Raw genomic sequence first — 22437 nt, forward strand, 5'->3', positions numbered from 1 at the left:
ACTGCTTTTTGCCGGCATCGGAAATCGGGGTTGCCTTCCAACCCGCCAAATCATAAAAGCGATGGTGGATCACTGCAATCCTGGAACCGCCCTCCTCCGCAGCTTCCTGCTACAGGGTCAGATGAAAGGCGGCTCCTTTCGCTTCACGCGAAAAGGCTTCAGGTGATTGCGACGAATTTCGCAGGTGTGCTCCCGTGGCGGGGGAATCGCCTGCGTGAGGAAAACGGCCGGGTTTGTTCCCGCGCCGGCTCTGTATGAGCAAACAAGCTGGTCCGGTTTCCGGGCTTTGGTTCAAAAGGTTCTGCTGGTGACGATGGCTTCAAGCGCAATCATGGAAAGGTCCGCATCAAACCGCGCCAATATGGCTGCGGGCGGCACCGCCATGACACGCAGGCAGCGTCCGGCGGACGTTCAATTATCCGGCACCCACTCTCATCCAGACACACAGCAGCGGGCTTTGCCCCGCCAGCTGCGGCTGACGGCTGCCGGGGGGAAACGAAATAATGCCCAACAAAATGCTGATAGACGCCTCCCACCCGGAGGAAACACGCGTAGTCGTCGTACGCGGTAACCGTATCGAAGAATTCGACTTTGAATCCCAGGACAAGAAGCAGCTCAAAGGAAACATTTACCTCGCCCGCGTAACGCGCGTCGAACCCTCCCTTCAGGCAGCCTTTGTCGAATATGGCGGCAACCGTCACGGTTTTCTCGCCTTCAGTGAAATACACCCCGATTACTACCAGATTCCGGTCGCCGACCGTCAGGCACTGCTGCGCGCGGAAGCGCAGGAGGCCGAGGACGAGGAGAACGAGGACGGCGAAGGCGACGATCGCCAGAGCCGGGATCGTGGACGGCGCGGTCGCCGGCGCGGCGGCAAGACCCGCGACCGTGCTGAAAACAGACGCGATGCCGGCACGGCCGATTCCGGCGAGGCAAACGAAGCCGCCGGCGAAACAGACGAAAACAACGACAATGGCCCGGATGCCATAACCGAGGACATGTCCGACGTTTCCGGGACCGCGGAATACGCGTCCGATTATTCGGAAGACGCCGGCGCATCCGAACATGACGGTGCACCCGAACATGACGGGGGTTCTTCCGAACAGGATGAAAGCGAGGCCAGCGAGGGCGGCCCCAAGTCGATCGCCGCCTCCGTCGAAGGCGATGTGATTTCCGAGCCCGTCCCGCAATCGGAACAGGGCAGCGAAGCCACTTCCTCCGACAATGATCGCGGGATGCTCGAGGAAGTATCCTCTTCCCATCCAGACGATCATGAGATCGAATCGGTCGGCGCCGAGGACGCGCTCGAGGAAGTGCGCAACCGCCGCAAGCCGGTGCGCCGCCAGTACAAGATCCAGGAAGTGATCAAGCGCCGGCAGATCCTGCTGGTGCAGGTCGTCAAGGAGGAGCGTGGCAACAAGGGCGCGGCGCTCACCACCTACCTGTCGCTTGCCGGCCGCTATTCGGTGTTGATGCCGAACACAGCGCGCGGCGGCGGAATTTCGCGCAAGATCACCAGCGCGGTCGACCGCAAGCGCCTCAAGGAAGTCGTTGCCGATCTCGAAGTGCCGCAAGGCATGGGCGTCATCCTGCGCACCGCCGGCGAGAGCCGCACCAAGGCCGAGATCAAGCGCGACTATGAATATCTGATGCGGCTGTGGGAGAACGTGCGCAGTCTCACGCTCCAGTCCACGGCCCCTGCCCTCGTCTATGAGGAAGGCAGCCTGATCAAGCGCTCGGTGCGCGATCTCTACAACAAGGATATCGACGAGATCCTGGTTTCCGGCGAAGAGGGCTATCGCGAAGCCAAGGACTTCATGCGCATGCTGATGCCGAGCCACGCCAAGGTGGTTCAGCCGTTCCGCGACACGACGCCGATCTTCGTGCGCAACGGTATCGAAGCGCAGCTCGACCGCATGCTGCAGCCGCAAGTGACGCTGAAGAGCGGCGGCTACATCATCATCAACCAGACCGAAGCGCTGGTCGCCATCGACGTCAATTCGGGACGCTCCACCAAGGAGCACTCGATCGAGGACACCGCGCTCCACACCAATCTGGAAGCGGCCGAGGAAGTCGCCCGCCAGCTCCGGCTGCGCGATCTTGCCGGCCTGATTGTCATCGACTTCATCGATATGGAGGAGAACCGCAACAACCGCTCCGTCGAAAAGCGGCTGAAGGATCACCTCAAGAACGACCGCGCCCGCATCCAGGTCGGCCGCATCTCGCATTTCGGCCTGATGGAGATGTCGCGTCAGCGCATCCGCGCCAGCGTGCTGGAATCGACCATGAAGCCGTGCCCGCACTGCGGCGGCACCGGCCATGTGCGCTCCGATTCGTCGGTGGCGCTGATGGTGGTGCGGGCGATCGAGGAGTTCCTGCTCAAGGATTCGCGCAGCCACATCACGGTGCGCACGCCGGCCGCGACCGCGCTCTACGTGCTTAACCACAAGCGCGGCACGCTGGTGGAACTGGAAAGCCGCTTCGGCCTGACCGTCACCATCGAGGCCGACGATGCGGTCGGTGCCCAGCACTACGCGATCTTCCGCGGCGCGCTGGCCGAAAAGCCGGAAGGCTTCGTCGAGGCGCGCAGCCTGCCGGCCTATGTCGAGCCGGAAGAGCCCGAGGACGAGATTGTCGTTGTCGAGGAAGATGACGAAGCACCGGTACAGGCCGAGCAACCACGGCACGCCCAGCCGTCGCAGCATCAGCAGCCCAGATCCGGCGAGGAAGGCGAAGGCCGCGACCGCAAGCGCCGCAAGCGTCGCAGGCGGCGCGGCGGCAAGGATCGCGAACGCGAGCATGGCGCCCCGACGGACGGCGCGTCCCTCTCCACGTCGGATGACGGCTTCACCGCGTCGGAAGGCGCGGCGGACCATGACGATGCCGAGGCTGACGACGAGGCTGCGGTCGCCGCAAGCGAGACCGTCGAAACGGCGGAAGCATCCGACGATGGCCAGGGCAAGAAGCGCCGGCGTGGCAAGCGCGGCGGCAAGCGCAATCGTCGCGAAGACGGTGAAGGCGAGACCGAGGCGGCGGCAGGCGAAGCGACCGAGCCTGCCGAGGTTGACGCTTCCCTAAGCGAGCCTGTGGCGATCGAGCCGGTGGCTGCCGCTGCCGTCGAAGAACCGACGGCTCCAGTCAGCGACGAGGTGCCAAGCACCGAGAAGCCCAAGAAGCCACGCCGCGCAGCCAAGCCGAAGAAGGCGGCAGCCGAGGCCGTCGCCGGGGAGCCGACCGCGGAAGTGGCCATGCAGGCACCCGCCGAAACGCCAGCCACGGCATCTGACGAGGCGGCGGTCGCCGGAGAGACACCGAAAGCCCGGCCATCACGCCGCAAGGCGGCAGCCGCCGATACGCCTGTCGCACCGGTGGTTTCCTCGACCGTCGCCGATGAGCCGGAAGCCAAGACCGAAGAAAAGCCCAAGCGTGCCGGCTGGTGGCAGCGGAAGGGCTTTTTCTAAGCTTTTCAAGTGCTTGAATTGATTTTCTAACAAAAACAATCCCGCGCCGATCGAAACGAACGGCGCGGGATTTTCATATCCGGCAGAGTCGTGATCCCTATGGCGCGAAGATCGACCAGTTCATCATCCTGGCGAGCTTTTCCAGCGCGAGCGAACCCAGCTTGGAATTGCCGTTGGCGTTGAGGCCGGGCGACCAGACCGCGAGCGAAGCGACACCCGGCACAATACCCAATATGCCACCGCCGACGCCGCTCTTGCCGGGAATACCGACGCGGAAGGCGAAATCGCCGGAGCCGTCATAGTGGCCGCAGGTCAGCATCATGGCGCAGATGCGCCGCGCCCGCTCCGCCGACACCACGGAATGTCCGGTTGCCGGGTTCTTGCCGCCATTGGCGAGGAAGCGGCCGGCCATCGCCAACTGTCGGCAGCTCATGGCGATGGCGCAATGGTGGAAATAGACACCCAGCGCCAGTTCCGGCGCATGATGGAGATTGCCGAAGGATTTCATATAATTGGCGAGCGCAAAGTTGCGGTAGCCGGTGGCGCGTTCGGAAGCCGCGACCTCGCGGTCGATGATGATTGTCTCGTCGTCGCAGAGGAACTGGATGAAGCGCAGGATCTCGCCGATCGCCTCGCGCGGCTGGTGGCCTGCAAGCAGGATGTCGGAAATGACGATGGCGCCGGCATTGATGAACGGGTTGCGCGGAATGCCGTTCTCATGCTCAAGCTGGACAATCGAGTTGAACGGGTTGCCGGAGGGCTCGCGCCCCACCCGCTTCCACAGTGCGTCGCCTACATTGCCGAGCGCCAGCGTCAGGGTGAACACCTTCGAGATGCTCTGGATCGAAAAAGCCTGGTCGGCATCGCCGGCCACCAGTGTGCGACCGTCATTGGTGACGGCGGCGATGCCGAATTTCTTCGGATCGACCTTGCCCAATTGGGGAATATAGGTCGCGACATCGCCGCGATCGGTGCGTTCGGCCATTTCCGCCGCGACTTCCGCCAGTGCCTGTTCGAGCGGCATGATGTTACCTCAACCAGCGTTCGATGCGCGCCATCGCCTCGACCATGTCGTCGTGGCTGCCGGCATAGGAAAACCGCATCGTGCGGTGCCCCGCCCGGGTATCGAAGTCGCGGCCGGGTGTCGCCGCCACATGCGCCTCGGCCAGCATCTTGCGGGCAAAAGCCATGCTGTCATTGCTGTGCCGGGTGACATCGCAAAAGGCATAGAACGCGCCATCCATGGGTGCCGCCAGGGGAAAACCCAGCTCCGGGAGACGCTTCATCAAGAGCTCGCGATTCCAGGCATAGCGCCGTTTTACCGCCTCCAATTCCTCGGTTGCGGCAAAGGCCTCGATCGCCGCGATCTGCGACAGCTCCGGCGGCGAGATGTAGAGGCTCTGGCCGATGCGTTCGACGGGGCGCACGAGTTCGTCCGGCAACACCATCCAGCCGATGCGCCAGCCGGTCATGCAGTAGTATTTCGAGAAAGAGTTGATCACAGTCACGCTGTTGCTAAAGGCGAGAGCCGTGGTGTCGGGGGCGCCATAGGCCAGCCGATGGTAGATCTCATCGGAAATGACGGCGATACCGAGCGACTCCGCCGTGGTGACCAGGATCGCCAGCTCGTCGGCCGGTATGACGGCGCCGGTCGGATTGGCCGGACTTGCGAACAGCACGCCCTTCAGCGGCTTCTCGCGATGCGCGGCCTCCAGATGGCCGGCATGCAGATAAGCCGCGTCACCGAGCTCGATTTCGACCACGTCGATGCCGAGGGCTGCCATGATGTTGCGATAGGCGGGGTAGCCGGGAGCGGCGATGGCGACCCGATCGCCTGGATCGAACATCGCCAGGAAGGCAAGATTGAAGGCCGCCGACGATCCGGTGGTCACCGCGATCCGGCCGGGGTCGACATCGAGGCCATAATGATCCGCGCAGTGCCCGGCGATCGCCTTGCGCAGCGAGGCCAGACCCAAGGTGTCGGTATAGCCTATGCGTCCCTCCTCCAGCGCCTTGGCCGCGGCGGCGCGAACCCGTACAGGCGCTGGATCGGATGGCTGGCCAACCGCCATGGAGATCACCGGTATGCCTAGGGCCTTCAGCCGGTTCGCTTCGGCCAGTACATCCATGGCATGGAACGGCTCGACATTGCCGCGATGGGAGAGCGAAACGACCATTTTTACCCCTGTCCCGAGGATTGAGCGCGCCAGGTCCTGACGCATGCGCCGCACAAATGCCCGATTGATGTGAGGATCACAAGTTGAGGAAGTTTTTCAGGCGCCGACTTTTCATCTTTCGCCCGCTCGTCTACCAGTGGACACATTATGTTGAGCCGACCCAGATCGACGATTGCCAACGCGGCGCGTGTCTTCGCGACGATTTTGCTCGCCGCCGCAGTTGCGGTGGCCGGTTCGGTGACCGCCCTCGCCCAGGGCGTGTCAGTCGTACGCGACGCCGAGATCGAAGCTCTGGTGCGCGATTATGCACGGCCGATCTTCAAGGCGGCCGGGCTCGCGAATGACGGCATCGACATCGTGCTGGTCAACGATTCCAGCTTCAACGCCTTCGTCACCGGGCGCCGGCTGTTCATCAACACCGGCGCACTGATGACGGCTGAGACGCCGAACGAAATCATCGGCGTCATCGCGCACGAAGCAGGCCATATCGCCGGCGGCCACCAGCAGAAACTGCGCGAACAGCTCGAACGCGCCAAGACCATGGCGATCATCGCCACCTTGCTCGGTGCCGGCGCCATGGTTGCCGGTGCGACCACAAACAGCCGCGGCCTTGCCGGCGCCGGCATGGGCGTGGCGGCTGGCGGCGGCGAGATGGCGCAGCGCAGCATCCTCGCCTATCAGCGCACCGAGGAAATCACGGCCGACCGCTCGGCCATCACCTATCTCAACGCCACCGGCCAGTCCGGCATGGGCATGCTGAAGACCTTCCACCGCTTCCAGACAGCGCTGTCGCTGTCGGGCGCGCAGGTCGATCCCTACCGGATCAGCCATCCCATGCCGCAGGACCGCATCGCCAACCTCGAAGTGCTGGTCAAGCAAAGCCCCAATGTCGACAAGCTCGACCCGCCGACGCTGCAGCAGCGCCACGACATGATGCGGGTGAAGATTGCCGTCTACATGGAAGGCCAGGCCGCCGCGGCGCGGCTGATGCAAAAGATGCGGGGCAGCATGGCGGCGCTCTATGGCGATGCCCAGTCGACCTATCTCTACGGCAATCTCGCCTCGGCGCTCATCAAGACCAACGCCCTGATCAAGGCGCAGCCCAAGAATGCCTACTTCCAGGAGCTGCGCGGCGATATATTGATGAAAGCGAACAAGCCCAAGGATGCGGCCGACGCCTACGCCAAGGCGGTCAGCCTCGATCCGGCACGGTCCGGCCTGCTGCCTGTCTCGCTTGGCCAGGCGCTGATGGCGGTCGGCACGCCCGACTCGCTCAAGAAAGCTGTCGTGCAGATCAACAATGGCCTGGGGCGCGACAAGGAAAATTCCACCGGCTATCGTTATCTGGCACAGGCTTACGGCGAGCTGGGAGACATACCGGGCGCCGAGCTTGCCACCGCCGAAGGCCATTTCTATTCCGGCGACTACAAGGATGCGAAGATCTTCGCCATGCGGGCGCAACAGCAGATGAAGCGCGGCGAGCCACGCTGGATACGCGCCCAGGACATCATAAACTACAAATCATCAGGCAAGAGCCAGTAATCTCATGAACCCTCCGGCCGCGTGCTGCGACAGACCGGAAAACAGGCAGAAGGAACGAGAACGATGAAAAAGGCACTGCTGCTGGGCACCACGGGGGTTGCGGTCGCCCTTGCCATGCTGGCTTTCGGTTTCGTGGCCGGCAGTCCGCAAATTGCGAAGGCCGGAACGGCACAGCCTGTCCAGACGGCACAGCCTGTCCAGACGGCTCAGCCTGTCCAGATGGCCGTGGCCGATACCAAAATCGACCGCACCGAGGTCGAGGGAATCATCCGCGACTATCTCCTGAAGAATCCGGAAGTGCTGCTCGAAGTGCAGGACGCACTCGAGGCCAAGCAGAAGGAGGAACAGCGGCTCGCGGCGCTCGGCGTCATCAAGAACGCCAAGGACCAGATCTTCAACTCCACCTTCGACGGCGTCGTCGGCAACCCGAACGGCAAGGCCACGATCGTGGAGTTCTACGACTACAATTGCGGCTTCTGCAAACGCGCCATCGAGGACATGCGAGCCCTGACCAAGTCCGATCCGGATCTGCGTTTCGTGCTCAAGGAATTCCCGATCCTCGGCCCGGATTCGCAGAAGGCCAGCGTCGTTTCGATGGCGTTCCACCTGATGATGCCGGAGAAGTACGGCGAGTTCCACAATGCACTGCTCGGCGGCCAGGGGCGCGCCACCGAGGCAACAGCGATCAAGATCGCGCTTTCACTCGGCGCCGACGAGGCGACGCTGCGCGAGAAGATGAAGGACGCGTCGATCCCCGAAGCCTTCTCCAAGACCTACGATCTTGCCAACAAGCTGCAGATCACCGGAACCCCTTCCTACGTCGTCGGCAACGAGGTCGTGTTCGGGGCGCTCGGGCAGGAAGTGCTCGCCGAAAAGATCAAGGCGGCGAAAGCCGCGCTTTGACCGGCGAGCGGTTTTCTTCACGGGCGCATTTCGGCCTGTTGTGGACAGTGAAAGAACGCACTTGCGCTCTTTCCGCGGGCGACTATGCCCGGTATAGAGGCCCAGCGCGCCGGCTTGACGCCGGCGCCGGAAAAGGTCGGCTTTTTTGAAAACGGTTTTCGTCCTGAACGGTCCCAATCTCAACGCGCTCGGCAAGCGCGAGCCGGGCATCTATGGCGGGAAGACGCTCGCGGCCATCGCGGACGACTGCAAGCAGGCAGGCAAATCGCTTGGGATCGAGATCGATTTCCGCCAGTCGAACCATGAAGGGGATCTTGTCGACTGGATCCAGGAAGCCGGCGACAAGGCCGCCGGCATCGTCATCAACCCAGGCGCCTACAGCCATACCTCGATTGCCATCCACGACGCCATCCGCTCGATCGCGCCGCTGCCGGTCGCCGAAGTTCACCTTTCCAACATCCACGCGCGGGAACCGTTCCGCCACGTCTCCATGGTCGCGCCGGTCGCTGTCGGCATGATCTGTGGCTTTGGGCCGCTCGGCTACACGCTGGCGCTGCAAGCGCTGGCCGCACGCCTATGACCGGCCAACAAACAGAAGGCTCGAAAATGTCGATAAAGAAGACCGGTGTTGACCAGCAACTGATCCGCGATCTGGCGGGCATACTGAACGACACCAACCTGACCGAGATCGAGGTTGAACTCGGCGACCTGAAGGTTCGGGTGTCACGGCAGGCGCCCACCGTCCATGCGATCGCCGCACCGCAACCGGCCTATGCGCCGGCAGCAGCCGCCCAATCTGCAACGGCGGCTGCCCCGGCGACTGTCGACGTGTCGAAGAACGCCGTCCCTTCGCCCATGGTCGGCACCGCCTACCTGGCGCCGTCTCCTGACGCAAAGCCGTTCATCGAGATCGGCCAGAAGGTCAAGGAAGGCCAGACGCTGCTGATCATCGAGGCGATGAAGACAATGAACCAGATCCCCTCGCCGCGCGCCGGCACTGTCACGGCGATCCTGTTCGAGGACGCGACGCCGGTCGAATACGGCATGCCGCTCGTCGTGATCGAATAGAGCGGACCTGATGTTCCAGAAGATCCTCATCGCCAATCGCGGCGAAATCGCGCTCCGGGTGCTGCGCGCCTGCAAGGAACTCGGCATCCAGACCGTGGTGGTGCATTCGACCGCCGACGCTGACGCCATGCATGTCAGGCTCGCCGACGAAAGCGTGTGCATCGGTCCGCCGCCGTCGCGCGACAGCTATCTCAACATTCACCAGATCGTCGCGGCGTGCGAGATCACCGGCGCCGACGCCGTGCATCCGGGCTACGGCTTCCTGTCGGAGAACGCCAAGTTCTCCGACATCCTGGCGGCGCACAACATCACCTTCATCGGCCCGTCCGGCGATCATATCCGCATCATGGGCGACAAGATCGAGGCCAAACGCACGGCAAAGCGCCTCGGCATTCCGGTGGTGCCCGGCTCCGATGGCGCGGTGACCGAAGAAAAGGAAGCCAGGCGCATCGCCGCCGAGATCGGCTATCCCGTTATCATCAAGGCGTCGGCCGGCGGCGGCGGACGCGGCATGAAGGTAGCGCATACCGAGGCAGACCTCGAAATCGCCCTGCAGACGGCGCGCTCGGAAGCCGGCGCGGCCTTCGGCGACGACGCGGTCTACATCGAGAAATATCTCGAGAAACCGCGCCACATCGAGGTGCAGGTGTTCGGCGACGGCTTCGGCGGCGGCGTGCATTTCGGCGAGCGCGACTGTTCGTTGCAACGACGCCACCAGAAAGTCTGGGAAGAGGCCAATTCGCCGGCGCTCAACGCCGAGGAACGGTCGCGCATCGGCGGCATCTGCGCCAAGGCGATTGCCGATCTCGGCTATTCGGGCGCCGGCACCATCGAGTTCCTGTACGAGAATGGCGAGTTCTATTTCATCGAGATGAATACGCGCCTCCAAGTCGAGCATCCGGTGACGGAAGCGATCACCGGCATCGATCTGGTCCACGAACAGATCCGCGTCGCTTCCGGCGGCGGCCTTTCGGTCAAGCAGGAAGACATCAAGTTCAACGGCCACGCCATCGAATGCCGTATCAACGCCGAGGATCCGCGCACCTTCACCCCCTCGCCCGGCACGATCACCCATTTCCACACGCCCGGCGGCCTCGGCATCCGCGTCGATTCCGGTGTCTATTCCGGCTACAAGATCCCGCCCTACTATGACAGCCTGATCGGCAAGCTGATCGTGCATGGACGCAACCGCGTCGAATGCATGATGCGGCTGCGGCGGGCGCTCGATGAATTCGTCGTCGACGGGATCAAAACGACATTGCCGCTGTTTCGCGATCTCGTCGGCAATGCCGACATTGCCAATGGCGACTACGACATCCACTGGCTGGAAAAATATCTGGCCAAGGGCGAATAACCCCAACTTAGCGCTATGATGACGCGATGACCCGACCCTACGCGCCAGGCTATCGCATTCCCACCGACCTTCTGCTCAAGGCATACGCCTCGGGCGTCTTTCCGATGGCCGAGAGTGCTGGTGATCCGGAGGTCTTCTGGGTGCGGCCGGAGACGCGCGGCATCATCCCGCTCGCAGGTTTTCACACACCCAGAAGCCTGAAGAAGACGATCCGCAAGCACGCATTCGAAATTCGTTTCGACTTCGATTTCGAGGCGACGATCGACGGTTGTGCCGAGAAGCGCGAAGAGCGCCGCTCGACCTGGATCAATGCGCCGATCCGCGAGGCCTACGTGCAGTTGCACCGTATGGGGCACTGCCATTCGGTCGAGGCCTGGCGCGAGGGGCGTCTGGTCGGCGGGCTCTATGGAGTCTCGCTGGGGCGGGTGTTTTTCGGCGAAAGCATGTTTTCCAAGGAGACGGACGCGTCGAAGACCTGCCTGGTGCATCTCGTCGAGCGCCTGAAGGCTCGGGGCTTCGCGCTGCTCGATACCCAGTTCACCACCGAACACCTCAAGCGCTTCGGCGCCGTCGACGTGCCGCGCGGCAAATACGAAAAGATGCTGGCCGACGCGCTGAAAGGTGAAGCGGTCTTTTTTCCGTAGGGATCAAGGCCTATGTGGCGGTGGCCGCGAGCGGCGTCTGCGCATGGAACATCATCTTCCAGCCGTTGGCGCGATGGACGTAGCCGGTGCTGACCAGCGCTGCATAGGGCTCGCCATTCTCCCTCGTAGCGCGCGCCTCGTAAGTCAGCATGACGATATCGCTACCGGGTTCGATTATTCCCTTGAGCTCGATGTCGAGGTCGCGCCAGCGGTTGGGTTTGGTTGCGGTCTTGGCCAGATCGGCATTGTCCATCGCCTGTGCCATCTGCGGAAACGCCACCAGGCATTCGGTATCAACATTGGCAGCATAGTAGCTAGCATCACCCGTCCAGAACCCTTTTTCGAGTTCCAGCAACTCGGCCTTGTTGGCCATGATCCGCTTGCTGTCCGACATTGACGTGTCCTCCACGCGCGTGGTGATTGTCCAACGCGCGCCAGCCATGGCGGTTCCAAGAGATCAGTTGGTGTCCGTCGTATCCGGTTCCGCGGCGTCGTCGGGCTGTGCCGCGTCCGGACTGACCGTGGGCTTTGGCTTGGCCGAGGCAGACTGGGTTGCGGCTGGCTTCGAAGCGTCGGTTTTCGCGCCGTCGGCCTTGGTCGCACCACTCTTGCCAGCGTCGGGCGCCGGCACATCCGACTTCTGCTTGCACGCCTTCAACCAGACGTCATAGACGGCATGTTCGACGGCATTGAGACCCGGGCTTTCGGCGAACATCCAGCCAGTGAAGATGCGGCGGATCTTGCGATCGCGCGTGATCTCGTCCACCTCGACGAAGGAGTCGGTCTTCGGCTCTTCGTTCTCCGGCCGGGAATAGCAGACGCGTGGCGTAACCTGCAGGGCGCCGAACTGCACCGTCTCATCGATATAGACATCGAAAGTAATGATGCGGCCGGTGATCTTGTCGATGCCAGCGAACTCGGCGACCGGGTTGGTGATGCGATCCGATCCCGCGGGCGCCGGAGCGGCGGGTGCAGGTGCGGGTGAAGCCGAAAACGCCACGGTGCTGACGGCGAGGCTGGCGGCTAGCGCCAGACCGCCTGTCGATATCAGGTTGAAAAAGCTCATGCAGGGGTACCGGTGGTTCGCGCCCAGGTGATTCCGTCGATCGCCAAGGCTAGTCGCCGTTTTCTGATCAGCAAGCAGCTAAACACCAATTGTGGCGATAAAGGACCGGCCTGCACCTTACCGTTACAACCCGCGCCGTTACGACCCCGGCGTCCATGCGTCGTAATCGCCGGTGACCTGCGGGCGATGTTGATTGGTCAGCAGCGAGCCCTTCGGACGATAGGCCGCTGGCGTGCCGGTCAGATTGGGTAGATGCGGCTTTTGCCAGTCGCGCGGCCGGTAGTCATCGCTGGGGGGAGCGACATCGACCCGATGGTGAATCCAGCCGTGCCAGCCAGGCGGGATGGCCGAGGCTTCCGAATAGTTGCGGTAGATGACCCAGCGGCGCGTGCGGCCTTCCGAATCGATGCCGCCTTCGTAATAGACATTGCCGGCCTCGTCCTGGCCGACTTCCTTGCCGTGCCGCCAGGTGTGCAGGCGCGTTCCCAGCGTCTGGCTGTTCCACCAGGTGAAAAACTGCGTCAGGAAAGTCTTCATTTCAGAACCCTCGCGCTGGCGGCGCCCGTTTCCTGCTTATGGCGTCAGGCCTTCGGGAAGGCAAGGGTTTTGCCACGGGGAGCGCGCAAATGGCGCGCCAGGGCCCGACACAAGCCTGTGATCCCAAGGGGTGGCCGGATGCGCGCTTGCCAAGCCTTGCCGCTCTTTCTAAAGCTCTGCGCGCCCATGTGGAAAAATCCCATCCGGCCGGGGGCAGAAGGAGGCGACGATTGGCCACGCAATTGCCGACCACCGATATCCGCATCGGCGCCGACCTGATTCGCCGCCGCAAGGGCGGCACGCCGATCGTATGCCTCACCGCCTACACCTACCCGATCGCCCGCCTGCTCGATCCCCATGTCGACCTGCTCCTGGTTGGCGACAGCGTCGCCATGGTCCTGCATGGCCATGAGACGACGCTAGGCGCCTCGCTGGAGATGATGATCGCGCACGGCCAAGCCGTGATGCGGGGCTCGGCCAAGGCCTGCGTCGTCGTCGACATGCCGGCCGGCACTTATGAGGATTCGGCCGCGCAGGCCGTGGCCTCGGCGCGGCGCATCGTCGGCGAGTGCGGCTGCCAGGCAGTGAAACTCGAGGGAGGCGTCGACATGGCCGCTCAGATCGCGGCGATCGTGGCCGCCGATATCCCGGTCATGGGCCATATCGGCCTCCAGCCGCAATCGGTGGAAAAGGATGGCGGCTACAAAATCAAGGGTCGCACGGATGAGAATGTGGCAGCCCTGATCGCCGACGCGAGCGCGGTCGAGAAGGCCGGTGCGTTTTCCCTGGTCATCGAAGGAACGATAGAGAAGGTCGCCGCGGACATCACCCGCCGCATCGCCATTCCAACGATTGGCATCGGCGCCAGCGGCGAGTGCGACGGCCAGATCCTGGTCATCGACGACATGGTCGGGCTAACAGTCGATCGCGTGCCTAAATTCGTCAAGCAATATGCCGACCTGCGCAGTGTGATCCAGCATGCCGCCGAGCGCTACGCATCGGAGGTGCGGGACCGCGATTTTCCCGGCCCCACCCACGTCTTCTCGAGAACAAATGGCGGGGATGAATCATGAGCCGGCCCGACGTCGTCGACAGCGTTGCCGCGCTTCGCGCGCGAATTAGCGACTGGCGGCGCGATGGGCTGCGCATCGCCTTGGTGCCGACCATGGGCGCATTGCATGACGGGCATCTTTCGCTGATCAAGATCGCGCTCGAAAGAGCGGATCGCTGCGTGGTGTCGATCTTTGTCAATCCGACGCAGTTCGCGCCGAGCGAGGATCTCGACAAGTACCCGCGCCAGTTGGCGCGCGACCTCGACATGCTGGCGACGGCCAAGGCAGATCTTGCCTTCACGCCTGATGTCAGCGAGATGTATCCCGCCGGTTTTGCCACGAGAATCTCGGTCGGCGGCCCGTCGGCCGGGCTCGAAACGGACTTTCGCCCCACCTTTTTCGACGGCGTCGCCACCGTGGTGGCCAAGCTTCTCCTGCAGGCTGCACCCGACGTAGCCATCTTTGGCGAAAAGGATTATCAGCAGCTTTGCGTCGTCAGGCAGCTTTGCCGCGACCTCGACCTGCCTGTCGAAATCATCGGCGCGCCGACCATACGCGATGCGCATGGCCTCGCCATGTCGTCGCGCAACGTCTATCTCCATGAAGCCGAACTCCGGATCGCGCGCCAGCTCAACCTTATCCTGCGCAAAGCGGCGGCGGCGCTGGCGGCGGGCGCAGGTCAAGAGGAAACGATCGCAGACGCAAGCCGCGCCCTGATCGCGGCCGGCTTCCAGAAGGTCGATTACGTCAAGGCCCGCGAAAGCCTGACACTTACGCCATGGCGGCACGACCGAGCGGGCCGCGTTCTCGCCGCCGCCTGGCTGGGAAAAACCAGGCTGATCGACAATGTGGAGGTTCCCACCGCCTGATCGGCGCGCGCTGACAGCTCCGGCCTGAGCCGCTGCCTGGCAGGATCCGGCTCCTTTGCCTTCTTGTATTTATCGAGAAGTTTATCGAGGTCGTTGACGTCCAGAGGCGGATGTCCCGCCGCCGGATCGTCTGCCGGGTTGAATGTGACGACGATGTCGCGCCACAAATCATAGTGGGCGGCGACGGCGGGCGGGTCCCGCCAGGGCACGGCCGATCACTTATGCAATAACCGTAAGGTCAAAGCCCACGCTCAGGCCGCTTCGTCGGCGCGCTTCTTTTCGATCTGGCCGATGGCGTCGACCACGGCGTCGAAGGTCAGCATGGTTGACGCATGGCGCGCCTTGTAGTCGCGCACCGGCTCCAGATAGCCGAGGTCGGCGAAGCGTCCTTCGGGTGGCGCGCCGTTCTCCTTCAGCATCTTCAGCATGGTCTCGCGCACCGCGCGCAATTCCTCGGCACTGGCGCCGACGACATGTTGCGCCATGATCGAGGACGATGCCTGTCCGAGCGCGCAGGCTTTCACGTCGTGGGCGAAGTCGGTGACCACGCCGTCCTCCATCTTGAGGTCGACGGTAACGGTCGACCCGCACAGCTTGGAATGCGCCTTCGCGGTCGCGTCGGGATGATCGAGCCGGCCGATGCGGGCGATGTTTCCGGCAAAACCGAGAATTTTCGCGTTGTAGACGTCGTTGATCATTATTTTCCAATCCGTCGCCGCCAAGCAAACAGCGATTGCCGTTGTTGCGTCTTTCATTCGCCCGGCACGACCATATATAATGCTGGCAGTCCGGTATCGACAAGGCGGCGAGAGCCACTGTCCTTGCCGGGAAGTTCACGCCGCTTACGGGGCTGGAAACGGGGCGAGTTTCCGACACCGAAAGGTCGTGGTCCGTTCAACTCGTTCCTCCTGAGAGAGGGACTACGGGAGACGCCTTTTATGGATGCCGTCATCAAGAAACTCATGCCCCAGTCGGCCTATATGGAAAAGCCGGTCACCGACCGCCCGAGCGAGGCCGAAGTCGAGGCCGCCGTGCGCACATTGCTGCGCTGGACCGGCGACAACCCGGATCGCGAGGGTTTGATCGATACCCCCAAGCGGGTGGCCAAGGCGTTCCGTGAAATGTTCGGCGGCTACGATATGTGCCCAGCCGAGGAGCTTGGCCGTACTTTCGAGGAGGTCGCCGGCTACGACGATCTCGTGATCGTCAAGGACATCCAGTTCCATTCGCATTGCGAGCACCACATGGTGCCGATCATCGGCAAGGCGCATGTCGGCTATCTGCCCGACGGCAAGGTCGTCGGCCTGTCCAAGATCGCGCGCGTCGTCGATATCTTCGCCCATCGGCTGCAGACTCAGGAAGCCCTGACCGCGCAGATTGCCGGTGTCATCCAGGACGTGCTCAACCCGCGCGGCGTTGCGGTGATGATCGAGGCCGAGCACATGTGCATGGCCATGCGCGGCATCCGCAAGCAGGGCTCAACCACGCTGACCTCCACCTTCACGGGCGTTTTCAAGGATACGCCCGAAGAGCAGGTTCGTTTTGTCACCATGGTGCGCGGCGGCAGGGCGTAAGCCCCTTGCCGACGTCACGGTCAACAGGAAAATGGACCGGCCATGTCGGCACTGGAATTTCCGAAAGCTCCCTCGGACAAGAAGATCCTGGAAGAAGGCACGGTGTTCTCGCCGCGCTTCGATGCCGCCGGTCTTGTCACCGTCGTCGTAACCGATGCCGCCGACGGCATGCTGCTGATGGTCGCGCATATGAATGCGCAGGCGCTGGCGCTGACGCTGGAGACACGCATTGCCCATTACTGGTCGCGCTCGCGCAACGCACTCTGGAAGAAGGGCGAAACCTCGGGCAATTTCCAGCATGTCGTCGAGATGCTCACGGATTGTGACCAGGACGCCATATGGTTGCGCGTCAAAGTGTTGGGCCACGACGCAACTTGTCACACTGGCCGGCGTTCATGCTTTTATCGGACGGTGGGGCTGATCGACGGCAAGGGGACGCTTGCCGACGACGGCAGCAAGCCGCTGTTCGATGCGGAAAACACCTATCGAAAGCCATCAGCTTGAACCTTCTGCCTCACACCGATCACATAGATTCATCATTTCGATACGGCCCATCCGTATAGTAGCCTGGGACAAGGGAGATCATGATGCTCGAATGGGCGTCATTGCCTAACAGACCAGATGTCAGGGAGGCCAACGGCCTGTCCTCGGCCGGCGGCGCATCCGCGACAAAATCTCCAAAGAAAACCGGCATTTCGCTCGCGCTCGGCGGCGGTTGCGCCAGAGGCTGGGCTCATATCGGCGTGCTGCGGGCGCTCGATGAAGCCGGCATCGAAGTTTCCATGATCGCCGGCACCTCGATCGGTGCCCTGGTCGGCGGCTGTTATCTCGCCGGCAAACTGAATGAGCTGGAAGAGTTCGCCCGGAGCCTCACAAGGCGGCGCATCTTCGGCCTGCTCGATCTCAACCTGCGCGGCAGCGGCCTCTTCGGCGGCATGAAGCTGGACGCGCGCCTGCGCGAGCACGTGGCTGGTATCCGATTCGACGATCTGCCCAAGCCATTTGTCTGCGTCGCGTCGGAAATCCGCACCGGCCACGAGATCTGGCTGTCGAGCGGCTCGCTGATCACGGCCATGCGCGCATCCTACGCGCTGCCGGGCGTGTTCGAGCCGGTCGATTGCAACGGCCGCGTGCTGGTCGACGGAGCGCTGGTCAATCCGGTGCCCGTTTCGGTCTGCCGCGCCTACGAGCAGCCGCTCGTCGTGGCGGTCAACCTCCACTACGACCTGTTCGGCCGCGCCGCCGTGATCAAACACAGTGCCGGCGAGCTGGTTATAGAAAAGGATGCGCCAAGGCCCGGCCAGGTCAACTCCCAGCACCAATCGCACCAGACGCGTCTGGGCATCACCGGCGTGATGGTGGAAGCCTTCAACATCATCCAGGACCGCATTTCACGGGCGAGGCTTGCCGGCGATCCGCCCGACATGTCGCTGCAGCCCAAGCTCAGCCATATCGGCCTCACCGAGTTCCACAGGGCCGACGAGGCGATCCAGCTCGGCTACCAGGCCACGATGGCGCAGATCGGCGAACTGACGCGGCTGCAGACGGTTCTCGCCTAGATGGTGATCTGGGCCGATCGAAGCGGAGGTGCCGATGGCCCGGATTATCTATTCCATGCTGACGTCGTTGGATGGCTATATCGCCCGATCGGACGAGGACATCGGCTTGCCGGTGCCCGAAGCGGAGCTGCACCAGCATTTCAACGACATGATGAGACAGGCCTCCGCCGTACTCGCGGGACGGCGCATGTACGAAACGATGCGCTTCTGGGACAGTCCTGAGCGCGAGACCGGCACTGACGAGGTCGAGCGGGATTTTGCCCAGGCATGGCGCGAAACGCCGAAGATCGTCTTCTCGACCACGCTTCAGCAAGTCGGGTTCAATGCCCGCCTGGTGGATGACGATGCCGAGAACACGGTACGATCCCTCAAGGCGCAGGCCGATGGCCTCGTCATCCTCGGTGGTGCCGACCTTGCAGCCTCTCTGACACGAGCCGGTCTCATCGACGAATACAGGCTCTATATGCATCCTGTGGTGCTGGGTGGCGGCAAGCCTTATTTCCAATCCGGCCTGTCGCTGGCGCTGAAACCGCTCGGTACGGAAAGTCTTACCCAGGGCGTGACGTTTCTGCGTTATGCGCCGGCCGGCTGAATTGCCCGGTTTCCGCCGCGCGCCTACGCCCGTGCGGCATCGATAATGCGAAATTGCACCGTACGGTTGCCGTTCCAGTGATTGCCCGACAGCGAGCCGGCGACATGCATCGTCTTGCCCCGATTCTTGAACAGGAATTCGCCAAGCACCGTGTCGACGGCGCGAAAGGCGATCGCCTGGATACGGCCGCCGCTCTCCGACTGTAAATCGGCGCGAATATGGTTGGTGCCGACCGGCCTGATATCGACCAGCCGATGGCGCGGCAAAGCGAAAACCGGCGCGATATGCCCGGCGCCGAAAGGGCCCGCCTTCTCCAGGGCGTCGAGCAGGCCTAGCGTCGCGCCTTCCGCGGCAAGCGCGCCATCGATGGCCAGGGTTTCCTCATCCTGCAACCGGAAAACGTCGGCGGCCGCCCGCTCCTCGAAGAAGGCCCTGAGCTCGCCCAGCCTTGCGCGCTCGACGGTGATGCCAGCAGCCATGCCATGGCCGCCGCCCTTGACGATGAGCCCGGCATTGGCGGCTTCGCGCACCAGCCGGCCAAGGTCGAAACCTGACACCGACCGGCCCGAGCCGGTGCCGGTGCCGTTGGCGTTGAAGGCGATGGCGAAGGCCGGCCGCCGAGCGTGATCCTTCAGTCGTGAGGCAAGCAGGCCGACAATGCCGGGGTGCCAGTTGTTGCTGGCGGTGACGACGATTGCCGGACCGCTGCCGCCCGCGAGTTCGGCATCGGCCTCGGCGCGCGCGGCGGCGAGCATCTCCTGCTCCATCAGCTGCCGTTCCTGGTTCAGCCGGTCGAGCGTCTCGGCGATGCTCTGCGCCTCGACCGGATCGTCCGTTGCAAGCAGCCGGCTGCCGAGCGCCGCATCGCCGATGCGCCCGCCCGCATTGATGCGCGGGCCGATCAGATAGGCGAGATGGAAGGTGCTGATCGGCTCGCCGATGCGTGACACCCGCGCAAGGGCAGCCATCCCTTCATTCTTCTGCTGCCGCGCCACTTGCAGGCCCTTGACGACGAAGGCGCGATTGACGCCCGTGAGCGGCACCACGTCGCAGACGGTGGCAAGCGCGACGAGATCGAGCAGCGAAAGCAGATCCGGCGGCGTGGCGTCGGTCATCGCGCGCAGCACCTTCGCGGTTTGCACCAGAGCGAGAAAGACCACGCCAGCGGCACAGAGATGACCCTGTCCGGAAAGGTCGTCGTCGCGGTTTGGATTGACGACGGCATGCGCCGCCGGCAGCGCGCCGCCAACCTGGTGGTGGTCCAGCACCACCACATCGGCGCCCGCCTCCTTGGCGGCCTCGACGGAGGCGGCGCTGTTGGTGCCGCAATCGACGGTGACGATCAGCGTCGCGCCGCGCGAAACCAGTTCGCGCATGGCATCGGGATTGGGACCGTAGCCCTCGAAAATACGATCCGGGATATAGATTTCCGACGGCACCGAGAAATGCGTGAGAAACCGCTTCAGCAAGGCCGACGAGGCCGCGCCATCGACGTCGTAATCGCCGAAGATCGCTATTTTCTCCCGGGCAACGACGGCGGCGGCGATGCGGATAGCAGCCTTGTCCATGTCGGTCAGCGAGGCCGGATTCGGCAACAGGTCACGGATCGTCGGGTCGAGAAACCGCTCGGTCTCATCGACGGCAACGCCGCGTCCGGCAAGAACGCGCGCGACGATGTCGGGCACGCCATGACCCTGCGCGATGGCAAGCGCGATCATGTCCTGCCGTTCGGTCAGCCGGTGCTCCCAGGAGAGACCGGTCGCCGACTGCCTGACATCGAGGAAGAGGCGCCTGTCGCCCATCATGCGCTTTGCCAACTCATGGTTGGCGGCAGGATAATGCATGTCGCCCAAAAATGTGCAGCGGTTTTGGGATAACGACATGCAGGCGTCGCAGAAGAATTCAAGAAAAACTACGCTTTCCGCTTTTCAGCCTGGCGCCGGACCCACTCGTCGGCTGCATCTCCCATCGTCTTTTCCCGACCGTCCTTGAGCCATGCCATGAGGGGTCGATCGAACCTGAACGTGTCGCCGCATTCGCGGGTAAGAAAGCGGCGCACGTTCTGGGGGTTGCGGTAGGATTTCGTGACAGGAGTGGCACGCGAAATCGGATCCGCGTGACAGTCGAACGCCTTCATCGTTAGTCCTTGCGCGGCCAGGTTCAGATGCAGCCAATGGCTAGCAACTGCGGCGCGGCTTCGCAAGCAGGTCTAGAACTTGTCCAGATCCTGGTGCCGGGCCTTGATCTCCCGCACGGTACGCGACGAGGAGCGCAGCACGATTGTATGCGTGGTGATGTAGGTTCGGCCGAACTTGACGCCGGCCAGCATGTTGCCGTCGGTGACGCCGGTGGCCGCGAACAGCACATCGCCGCGCGCCATGTCCTCGGCGCGATAAACTCGCTTCGGATCGGCAATCCCCATATTGGCCGCGCGGGCGACCTTCTCGGGCGTATCGAGGATCAGCCGGCCTAGCATCTGGCCGCCGGTGCAGCGCAGGGCGGCCGCGGCCAGAACGCCTTCCGGTGCGCCTCCGGTGCCGAGATAGATGTCGATTCCGGTTTCTTCCGGGTCGGTGGTGTGGATGACGCCGGCGACGTCGCCGTCGCCGATCAGCCGGATCGCGGCGCCGGTGGCACGCACGGCGTCGATCAGCTTGGCGTGGCGCGGCCGGTCGAGGATGCAGGCCGTGATATCGGACACAGAGACGCCCTTCGCCCGGGCGAGGCTGGCGATGTTCTCGGCCGGCGTGGCATCGATGTCGATGACGCCTTCGGCGTAACCCGGACCGACCGCGATCTTGTCCATGTAGACGTCGGGCGCGAACAGCAGGCTGCCCTTCTCGGCGATCGCGATCACGGCAAGCGCGTTCGGCAGGTTCTTGGCGCAGATTGTCGTGCCTTCGAGCGGATCAAGCGCGATATCGACCGCCGGACCTTTGCCGGTCCCGACCTCCTCGCCGATATAGAGCATCGGCGCCTCGTCTCGCTCGCCCTCGCCGATCACCACCGTGCCCTTGATGGCGAGGCGGTTGAGTTCCTCGCGCATGGCGTCGACGGCGACCTGGTCGGCGGCCTTTTCGTCGCCGCGGCCGCGCAGCCGGGCGGCCGCGACGGCGGCCCGTTCGGTGACGCGCACCAGTTCCATGGTGAGTATACGGTCAAGGCCGGCGACGATGTTCTGGGCCACATTCATTTCGGCAAATCCTCGTTTGATGCCGCCTCCCGCCGGAGGCGCGCCTGTTTTGTCAAACGAGCATGACAACGGCAAGACCTGCCGGCAGCTTTATCGAAAGGACAGCAATATCAATCGATTGAACCGCATTCCTGAAACGATGCCGACCCGGTTCGAGACGACCCGGGCCAATACGAAACGGGAAATTCCCGTTCCTCGCAGCCTAGAAAACCGCGAGGTATTTGAGCAGCGAAACAATGCCGATGATGATGACGATGATCTGCACGATCTGTCTCATCCTGGCGTCGAGCGGCAGTCGCTGGACGAGATACAGAACCAGGATAGTGACCAGGAATGTGATGAGAATACCGATCAGCATGGACGACGCCATGATACCCTCCCCGAGACGGCCGTGTTGAGAAACGTAGCGAGATGGTGCGGCCGGCCAAGCTGGCCGCCCTTACGGCTAATGGTACCAGCGGCGCGGCGTGTCGTTCATCGACTGGCCGATCGCGAGGCCGGCCAGGAAGCCAAGTAAGCCGATCACGCCAACCACTGCGGTCGTGGTGCCCGGATTTTCGCGCGCGGCTTCTGAAACGGACTGAGCCTGGCTGCGCAACTGCTGCGCTGTCCGGGAGGCGCGGGAAGCGGCTGTATCGTAGAAATCCGATGCCTGTTCGCTGGCGTCATCGAGCATTTCCGCGCTGCGCGCCGAAATGCTCTTGTTGATCTTGGTGATCTCCTTGCGCAGGTCTGCGATCTGCTTTTCCAGCGTCTTCTGGATGTCCTCGATGTCAGGAGGGCCGGATTTGTTGGTATCAGCCATGAAGCGGCTCCCTTGGTTGCTGACCAAGAGAACGGTGCCGA

Annotated in this window: 24 protein-coding genes; 13 read left to right on the forward strand and 11 right to left on the reverse strand. The window is 63.2% G+C overall.

The features are described 5' to 3' along the window. The first annotated feature begins 503 nt into the window (after positions 1 to 503). Complete coding sequence (locus O7A60_RS16735; RefSeq protein ID WP_337107199.1) at positions 504 to 3461, forward strand: Rne/Rng family ribonuclease; 2958 nt, start codon at positions 504 to 506, stop codon at positions 3459 to 3461. A gap of 97 nt (positions 3462 to 3558) precedes the next feature. Here O7A60_RS16735 and O7A60_RS16740 read toward each other — a convergent pair whose 3' ends face one another. Continuing rightward, the gene (locus tag O7A60_RS16740; protein ID WP_027146851.1) at positions 3559 to 4485 is read right to left on the reverse strand and encodes a glutaminase; all 927 of its coding nucleotides are present in this window, start codon (positions 4483 to 4485) and stop codon (positions 3559 to 3561) included. A 4-nt stretch (positions 4486 to 4489) separates the two neighbouring features. Then, positions 4490 to 5638, reverse strand: a complete 1149-nt coding sequence (locus O7A60_RS16745) for a pyridoxal phosphate-dependent aminotransferase (protein WP_337107200.1) — start codon at positions 5636 to 5638, stop codon at positions 4490 to 4492. Positions 5639 to 5785: 147 nt separating this feature from the next. Here O7A60_RS16745 and O7A60_RS16750 point away from each other — a divergent pair, with 147 nt between their 5' ends. The 6 genes from O7A60_RS16750 to aat all read left to right on the forward strand — a co-directional run bounded on the left by O7A60_RS16750 (position 5786) and on the right by aat (position 11149). Further along, on the forward strand, positions 5786 to 7180 hold the full coding sequence (locus tag O7A60_RS16750) for a M48 family metalloprotease (RefSeq protein WP_337107201.1): 1395 nt from the start codon (positions 5786 to 5788) through the stop codon (positions 7178 to 7180). A gap of 63 nt (positions 7181 to 7243) precedes the next feature. Beyond that, the gene (locus O7A60_RS16755) at positions 7244 to 8083 is read left to right on the forward strand and encodes a DsbA family protein (protein WP_337107202.1); all 840 of its coding nucleotides are present in this window, start codon (positions 7244 to 7246) and stop codon (positions 8081 to 8083) included. A gap of 145 nt (positions 8084 to 8228) precedes the next feature. Then, positions 8229 to 8663, forward strand: coding sequence for a type II 3-dehydroquinate dehydratase (gene aroQ, locus O7A60_RS16760; protein WP_027146847.1), 435 nt, complete (start codon positions 8229 to 8231; stop codon positions 8661 to 8663). Between the two features lie 26 nt (positions 8664 to 8689). Further along, entirely contained in the window at positions 8690 to 9151 is a 462-nt protein-coding gene (accB, locus tag O7A60_RS16765; protein WP_027146846.1) for an acetyl-CoA carboxylase biotin carboxyl carrier protein, read from the forward strand. 10 nt (positions 9152 to 9161) lie between these two features. Continuing rightward, positions 9162 to 10505, forward strand: coding sequence for an acetyl-CoA carboxylase biotin carboxylase subunit (accC, locus tag O7A60_RS16770; RefSeq protein WP_337107203.1), 1344 nt, complete (start codon positions 9162 to 9164; stop codon positions 10503 to 10505). Between the two features lie 26 nt (positions 10506 to 10531). Then, complete coding sequence (gene aat / locus O7A60_RS16775; RefSeq protein WP_337107204.1) at positions 10532 to 11149, forward strand: leucyl/phenylalanyl-tRNA--protein transferase; 618 nt, start codon at positions 10532 to 10534, stop codon at positions 11147 to 11149. Positions 11150 to 11159: 10 nt separating this feature from the next. Here the strand turns inward: aat and O7A60_RS16780 are convergent, their stop codons facing one another. The 3 genes from O7A60_RS16780 to O7A60_RS16790 form a co-directional block, all read right to left on the reverse strand. After that, positions 11160 to 11543 carry a hypothetical protein gene (locus tag O7A60_RS16780; protein WP_337107257.1) on the reverse strand — a complete coding sequence of 128 codons (384 nt, stop codon included), beginning with the start codon at positions 11541 to 11543 and terminating at the stop codon, positions 11160 to 11162. 63 nt (positions 11544 to 11606) lie between these two features. Next, positions 11607 to 12215 carry a DUF2155 domain-containing protein gene (locus tag O7A60_RS16785; RefSeq protein ID WP_337107205.1) on the reverse strand — a complete coding sequence of 203 codons (609 nt, stop codon included), beginning with the start codon at positions 12213 to 12215 and terminating at the stop codon, positions 11607 to 11609. Positions 12216 to 12353: 138 nt separating this feature from the next. Then, positions 12354 to 12752 (reverse strand): NADH:ubiquinone oxidoreductase subunit NDUFA12, encoded by a 399-nt coding sequence (locus O7A60_RS16790; protein WP_140711475.1) that lies wholly within the window; start codon positions 12750 to 12752, stop codon positions 12354 to 12356. Positions 12753 to 12982: 230 nt separating this feature from the next. On the opposite strand from O7A60_RS16790, the gene panB reads away from it, so the two are divergent. Further along, a complete protein-coding gene (gene panB / locus O7A60_RS16795; RefSeq protein ID WP_337107206.1) occupies positions 12983 to 13825 on the forward strand; it encodes a 3-methyl-2-oxobutanoate hydroxymethyltransferase in 843 nt (280 codons plus the stop codon). Then, a complete protein-coding gene (gene panC / locus O7A60_RS16800) occupies positions 13822 to 14673 on the forward strand; it encodes a pantoate--beta-alanine ligase (RefSeq protein WP_337107207.1) in 852 nt (283 codons plus the stop codon). The genes panB and panC overlap by 4 nt, the downstream gene beginning before the upstream one ends. A gap of 251 nt (positions 14674 to 14924) precedes the next feature. Here the strand turns inward: panC and O7A60_RS16805 are convergent, their stop codons facing one another. Further along, positions 14925 to 15371, reverse strand: a complete 447-nt coding sequence (locus O7A60_RS16805; RefSeq protein WP_015317578.1) for an iron-sulfur cluster assembly scaffold protein — start codon at positions 15369 to 15371, stop codon at positions 14925 to 14927. 240 nt (positions 15372 to 15611) lie between these two features. On the opposite strand from O7A60_RS16805, the gene folE reads away from it, so the two are divergent. The 4 genes from folE to O7A60_RS16825 all read left to right on the forward strand — a co-directional run bounded on the left by folE (position 15612) and on the right by O7A60_RS16825 (position 18398). Continuing rightward, positions 15612 to 16247, forward strand: a complete 636-nt coding sequence (folE, locus tag O7A60_RS16810; protein WP_027146839.1) for a GTP cyclohydrolase I FolE — start codon at positions 15612 to 15614, stop codon at positions 16245 to 16247. Between the two features lie 42 nt (positions 16248 to 16289). Continuing rightward, a complete protein-coding gene (gene hisI, locus O7A60_RS16815; RefSeq protein ID WP_337107208.1) occupies positions 16290 to 16751 on the forward strand; it encodes a phosphoribosyl-AMP cyclohydrolase in 462 nt (153 codons plus the stop codon). A gap of 83 nt (positions 16752 to 16834) precedes the next feature. Then, complete coding sequence (locus O7A60_RS16820) at positions 16835 to 17806, forward strand: patatin family protein (RefSeq protein WP_027146837.1); 972 nt, start codon at positions 16835 to 16837, stop codon at positions 17804 to 17806. 34 nt (positions 17807 to 17840) lie between these two features. Beyond that, a complete protein-coding gene (locus tag O7A60_RS16825) occupies positions 17841 to 18398 on the forward strand; it encodes a dihydrofolate reductase family protein (RefSeq protein WP_337107209.1) in 558 nt (185 codons plus the stop codon). Between the two features lie 23 nt (positions 18399 to 18421). Here O7A60_RS16825 and recJ read toward each other — a convergent pair whose 3' ends face one another. The 5 genes from recJ to O7A60_RS16850 form a co-directional block, all read right to left on the reverse strand. After that, positions 18422 to 20203, reverse strand: a complete 1782-nt coding sequence (gene recJ, locus O7A60_RS16830) for a single-stranded-DNA-specific exonuclease RecJ (protein ID WP_337107258.1) — start codon at positions 20201 to 20203, stop codon at positions 18422 to 18424. A gap of 107 nt (positions 20204 to 20310) precedes the next feature. Beyond that, positions 20311 to 20535, reverse strand: a complete 225-nt coding sequence (locus O7A60_RS16835; RefSeq protein ID WP_337107210.1) for a DUF6434 domain-containing protein — start codon at positions 20533 to 20535, stop codon at positions 20311 to 20313. 72 nt (positions 20536 to 20607) lie between these two features. Further along, complete coding sequence (gene glpX, locus O7A60_RS16840; protein WP_337107211.1) at positions 20608 to 21591, reverse strand: class II fructose-bisphosphatase; 984 nt, start codon at positions 21589 to 21591, stop codon at positions 20608 to 20610. Between the two features lie 202 nt (positions 21592 to 21793). Continuing rightward, a complete protein-coding gene (locus O7A60_RS16845) occupies positions 21794 to 21961 on the reverse strand; it encodes a Thivi_2564 family membrane protein (RefSeq protein WP_337107212.1) in 168 nt (55 codons plus the stop codon). A 75-nt stretch (positions 21962 to 22036) separates the two neighbouring features. Continuing rightward, positions 22037 to 22396, reverse strand: a complete 360-nt coding sequence (locus O7A60_RS16850) for an ElaB/YgaM/YqjD family protein (protein ID WP_140508787.1) — start codon at positions 22394 to 22396, stop codon at positions 22037 to 22039. Between the last annotated feature and the right edge of the window lie 41 nt (positions 22397 to 22437).

It is taken from the genome of Mesorhizobium salmacidum (SeqCode), from assembly GCF_037179605.1.
GTDB lineage: Bacteria > Pseudomonadota > Alphaproteobacteria > Rhizobiales > Rhizobiaceae > Mesorhizobium > Mesorhizobium salmacidum.

Bases quoted from the DNA above. Each gene is read 5' to 3' on its own strand.
- O7A60_RS16735 (WP_337107199.1), top strand. From the start codon at position 504: ATGCCCAACAAAATGCTGATAGACGCCTCCCACCCGGAGGAAACACGC.
- O7A60_RS16740 (WP_027146851.1), bottom strand. From the start codon at position 4,485: ATGCCGCTCGAACAGGCACTGGCGGAAGTCGCGGCGGAAATGGCCGAA.
- O7A60_RS16745 (WP_337107200.1), bottom strand. From the start codon at position 5,638: ATGGTCGTTTCGCTCTCCCATCGCGGCAATGTCGAGCCGTTCCATGCC.
- O7A60_RS16750 (WP_337107201.1), top strand. From the start codon at position 5,786: ATGTTGAGCCGACCCAGATCGACGATTGCCAACGCGGCGCGTGTCTTC.
- O7A60_RS16755 (WP_337107202.1), top strand. From the start codon at position 7,244: ATGAAAAAGGCACTGCTGCTGGGCACCACGGGGGTTGCGGTCGCCCTT.
- accB (WP_027146846.1), top strand. From the start codon at position 8,690: ATGTCGATAAAGAAGACCGGTGTTGACCAGCAACTGATCCGCGATCTG.
- accC (WP_337107203.1), top strand. From the start codon at position 9,162: ATGTTCCAGAAGATCCTCATCGCCAATCGCGGCGAAATCGCGCTCCGG.
- aat (WP_337107204.1), top strand. From the start codon at position 10,532: ATGACCCGACCCTACGCGCCAGGCTATCGCATTCCCACCGACCTTCTG.
- O7A60_RS16780 (WP_337107257.1), bottom strand. From the start codon at position 11,543: ATGTCGGACAGCAAGCGGATCATGGCCAACAAGGCCGAGTTGCTGGAA.
- O7A60_RS16785 (WP_337107205.1), bottom strand. From the start codon at position 12,215: ATGAGCTTTTTCAACCTGATATCGACAGGCGGTCTGGCGCTAGCCGCC.
- O7A60_RS16790 (WP_140711475.1), bottom strand. From the start codon at position 12,752: ATGAAGACTTTCCTGACGCAGTTTTTCACCTGGTGGAACAGCCAGACG.
- panC (WP_337107207.1), top strand. From the start codon at position 13,822: ATGAGCCGGCCCGACGTCGTCGACAGCGTTGCCGCGCTTCGCGCGCGA.
- O7A60_RS16805 (WP_015317578.1), bottom strand. From the start codon at position 15,371: ATGATCAACGACGTCTACAACGCGAAAATTCTCGGTTTTGCCGGAAAC.
- folE (WP_027146839.1), top strand. From the start codon at position 15,612: ATGGATGCCGTCATCAAGAAACTCATGCCCCAGTCGGCCTATATGGAA.
- hisI (WP_337107208.1), top strand. From the start codon at position 16,290: ATGTCGGCACTGGAATTTCCGAAAGCTCCCTCGGACAAGAAGATCCTG.
- O7A60_RS16820 (WP_027146837.1), top strand. From the start codon at position 16,835: ATGCTCGAATGGGCGTCATTGCCTAACAGACCAGATGTCAGGGAGGCC.
- O7A60_RS16825 (WP_337107209.1), top strand. From the start codon at position 17,841: ATGGCCCGGATTATCTATTCCATGCTGACGTCGTTGGATGGCTATATC.
- recJ (WP_337107258.1), bottom strand. From the start codon at position 20,203: ATGATGGGCGACAGGCGCCTCTTCCTCGATGTCAGGCAGTCGGCGACC.
- O7A60_RS16835 (WP_337107210.1), bottom strand. From the start codon at position 20,535: ATGAAGGCGTTCGACTGTCACGCGGATCCGATTTCGCGTGCCACTCCT.
- glpX (WP_337107211.1), bottom strand. From the start codon at position 21,591: ATGAATGTGGCCCAGAACATCGTCGCCGGCCTTGACCGTATACTCACC.
- O7A60_RS16845 (WP_337107212.1), bottom strand. From the start codon at position 21,961: ATGGCGTCGTCCATGCTGATCGGTATTCTCATCACATTCCTGGTCACT.
- O7A60_RS16850 (WP_140508787.1), bottom strand. From the start codon at position 22,396: ATGGCTGATACCAACAAATCCGGCCCTCCTGACATCGAGGACATCCAG.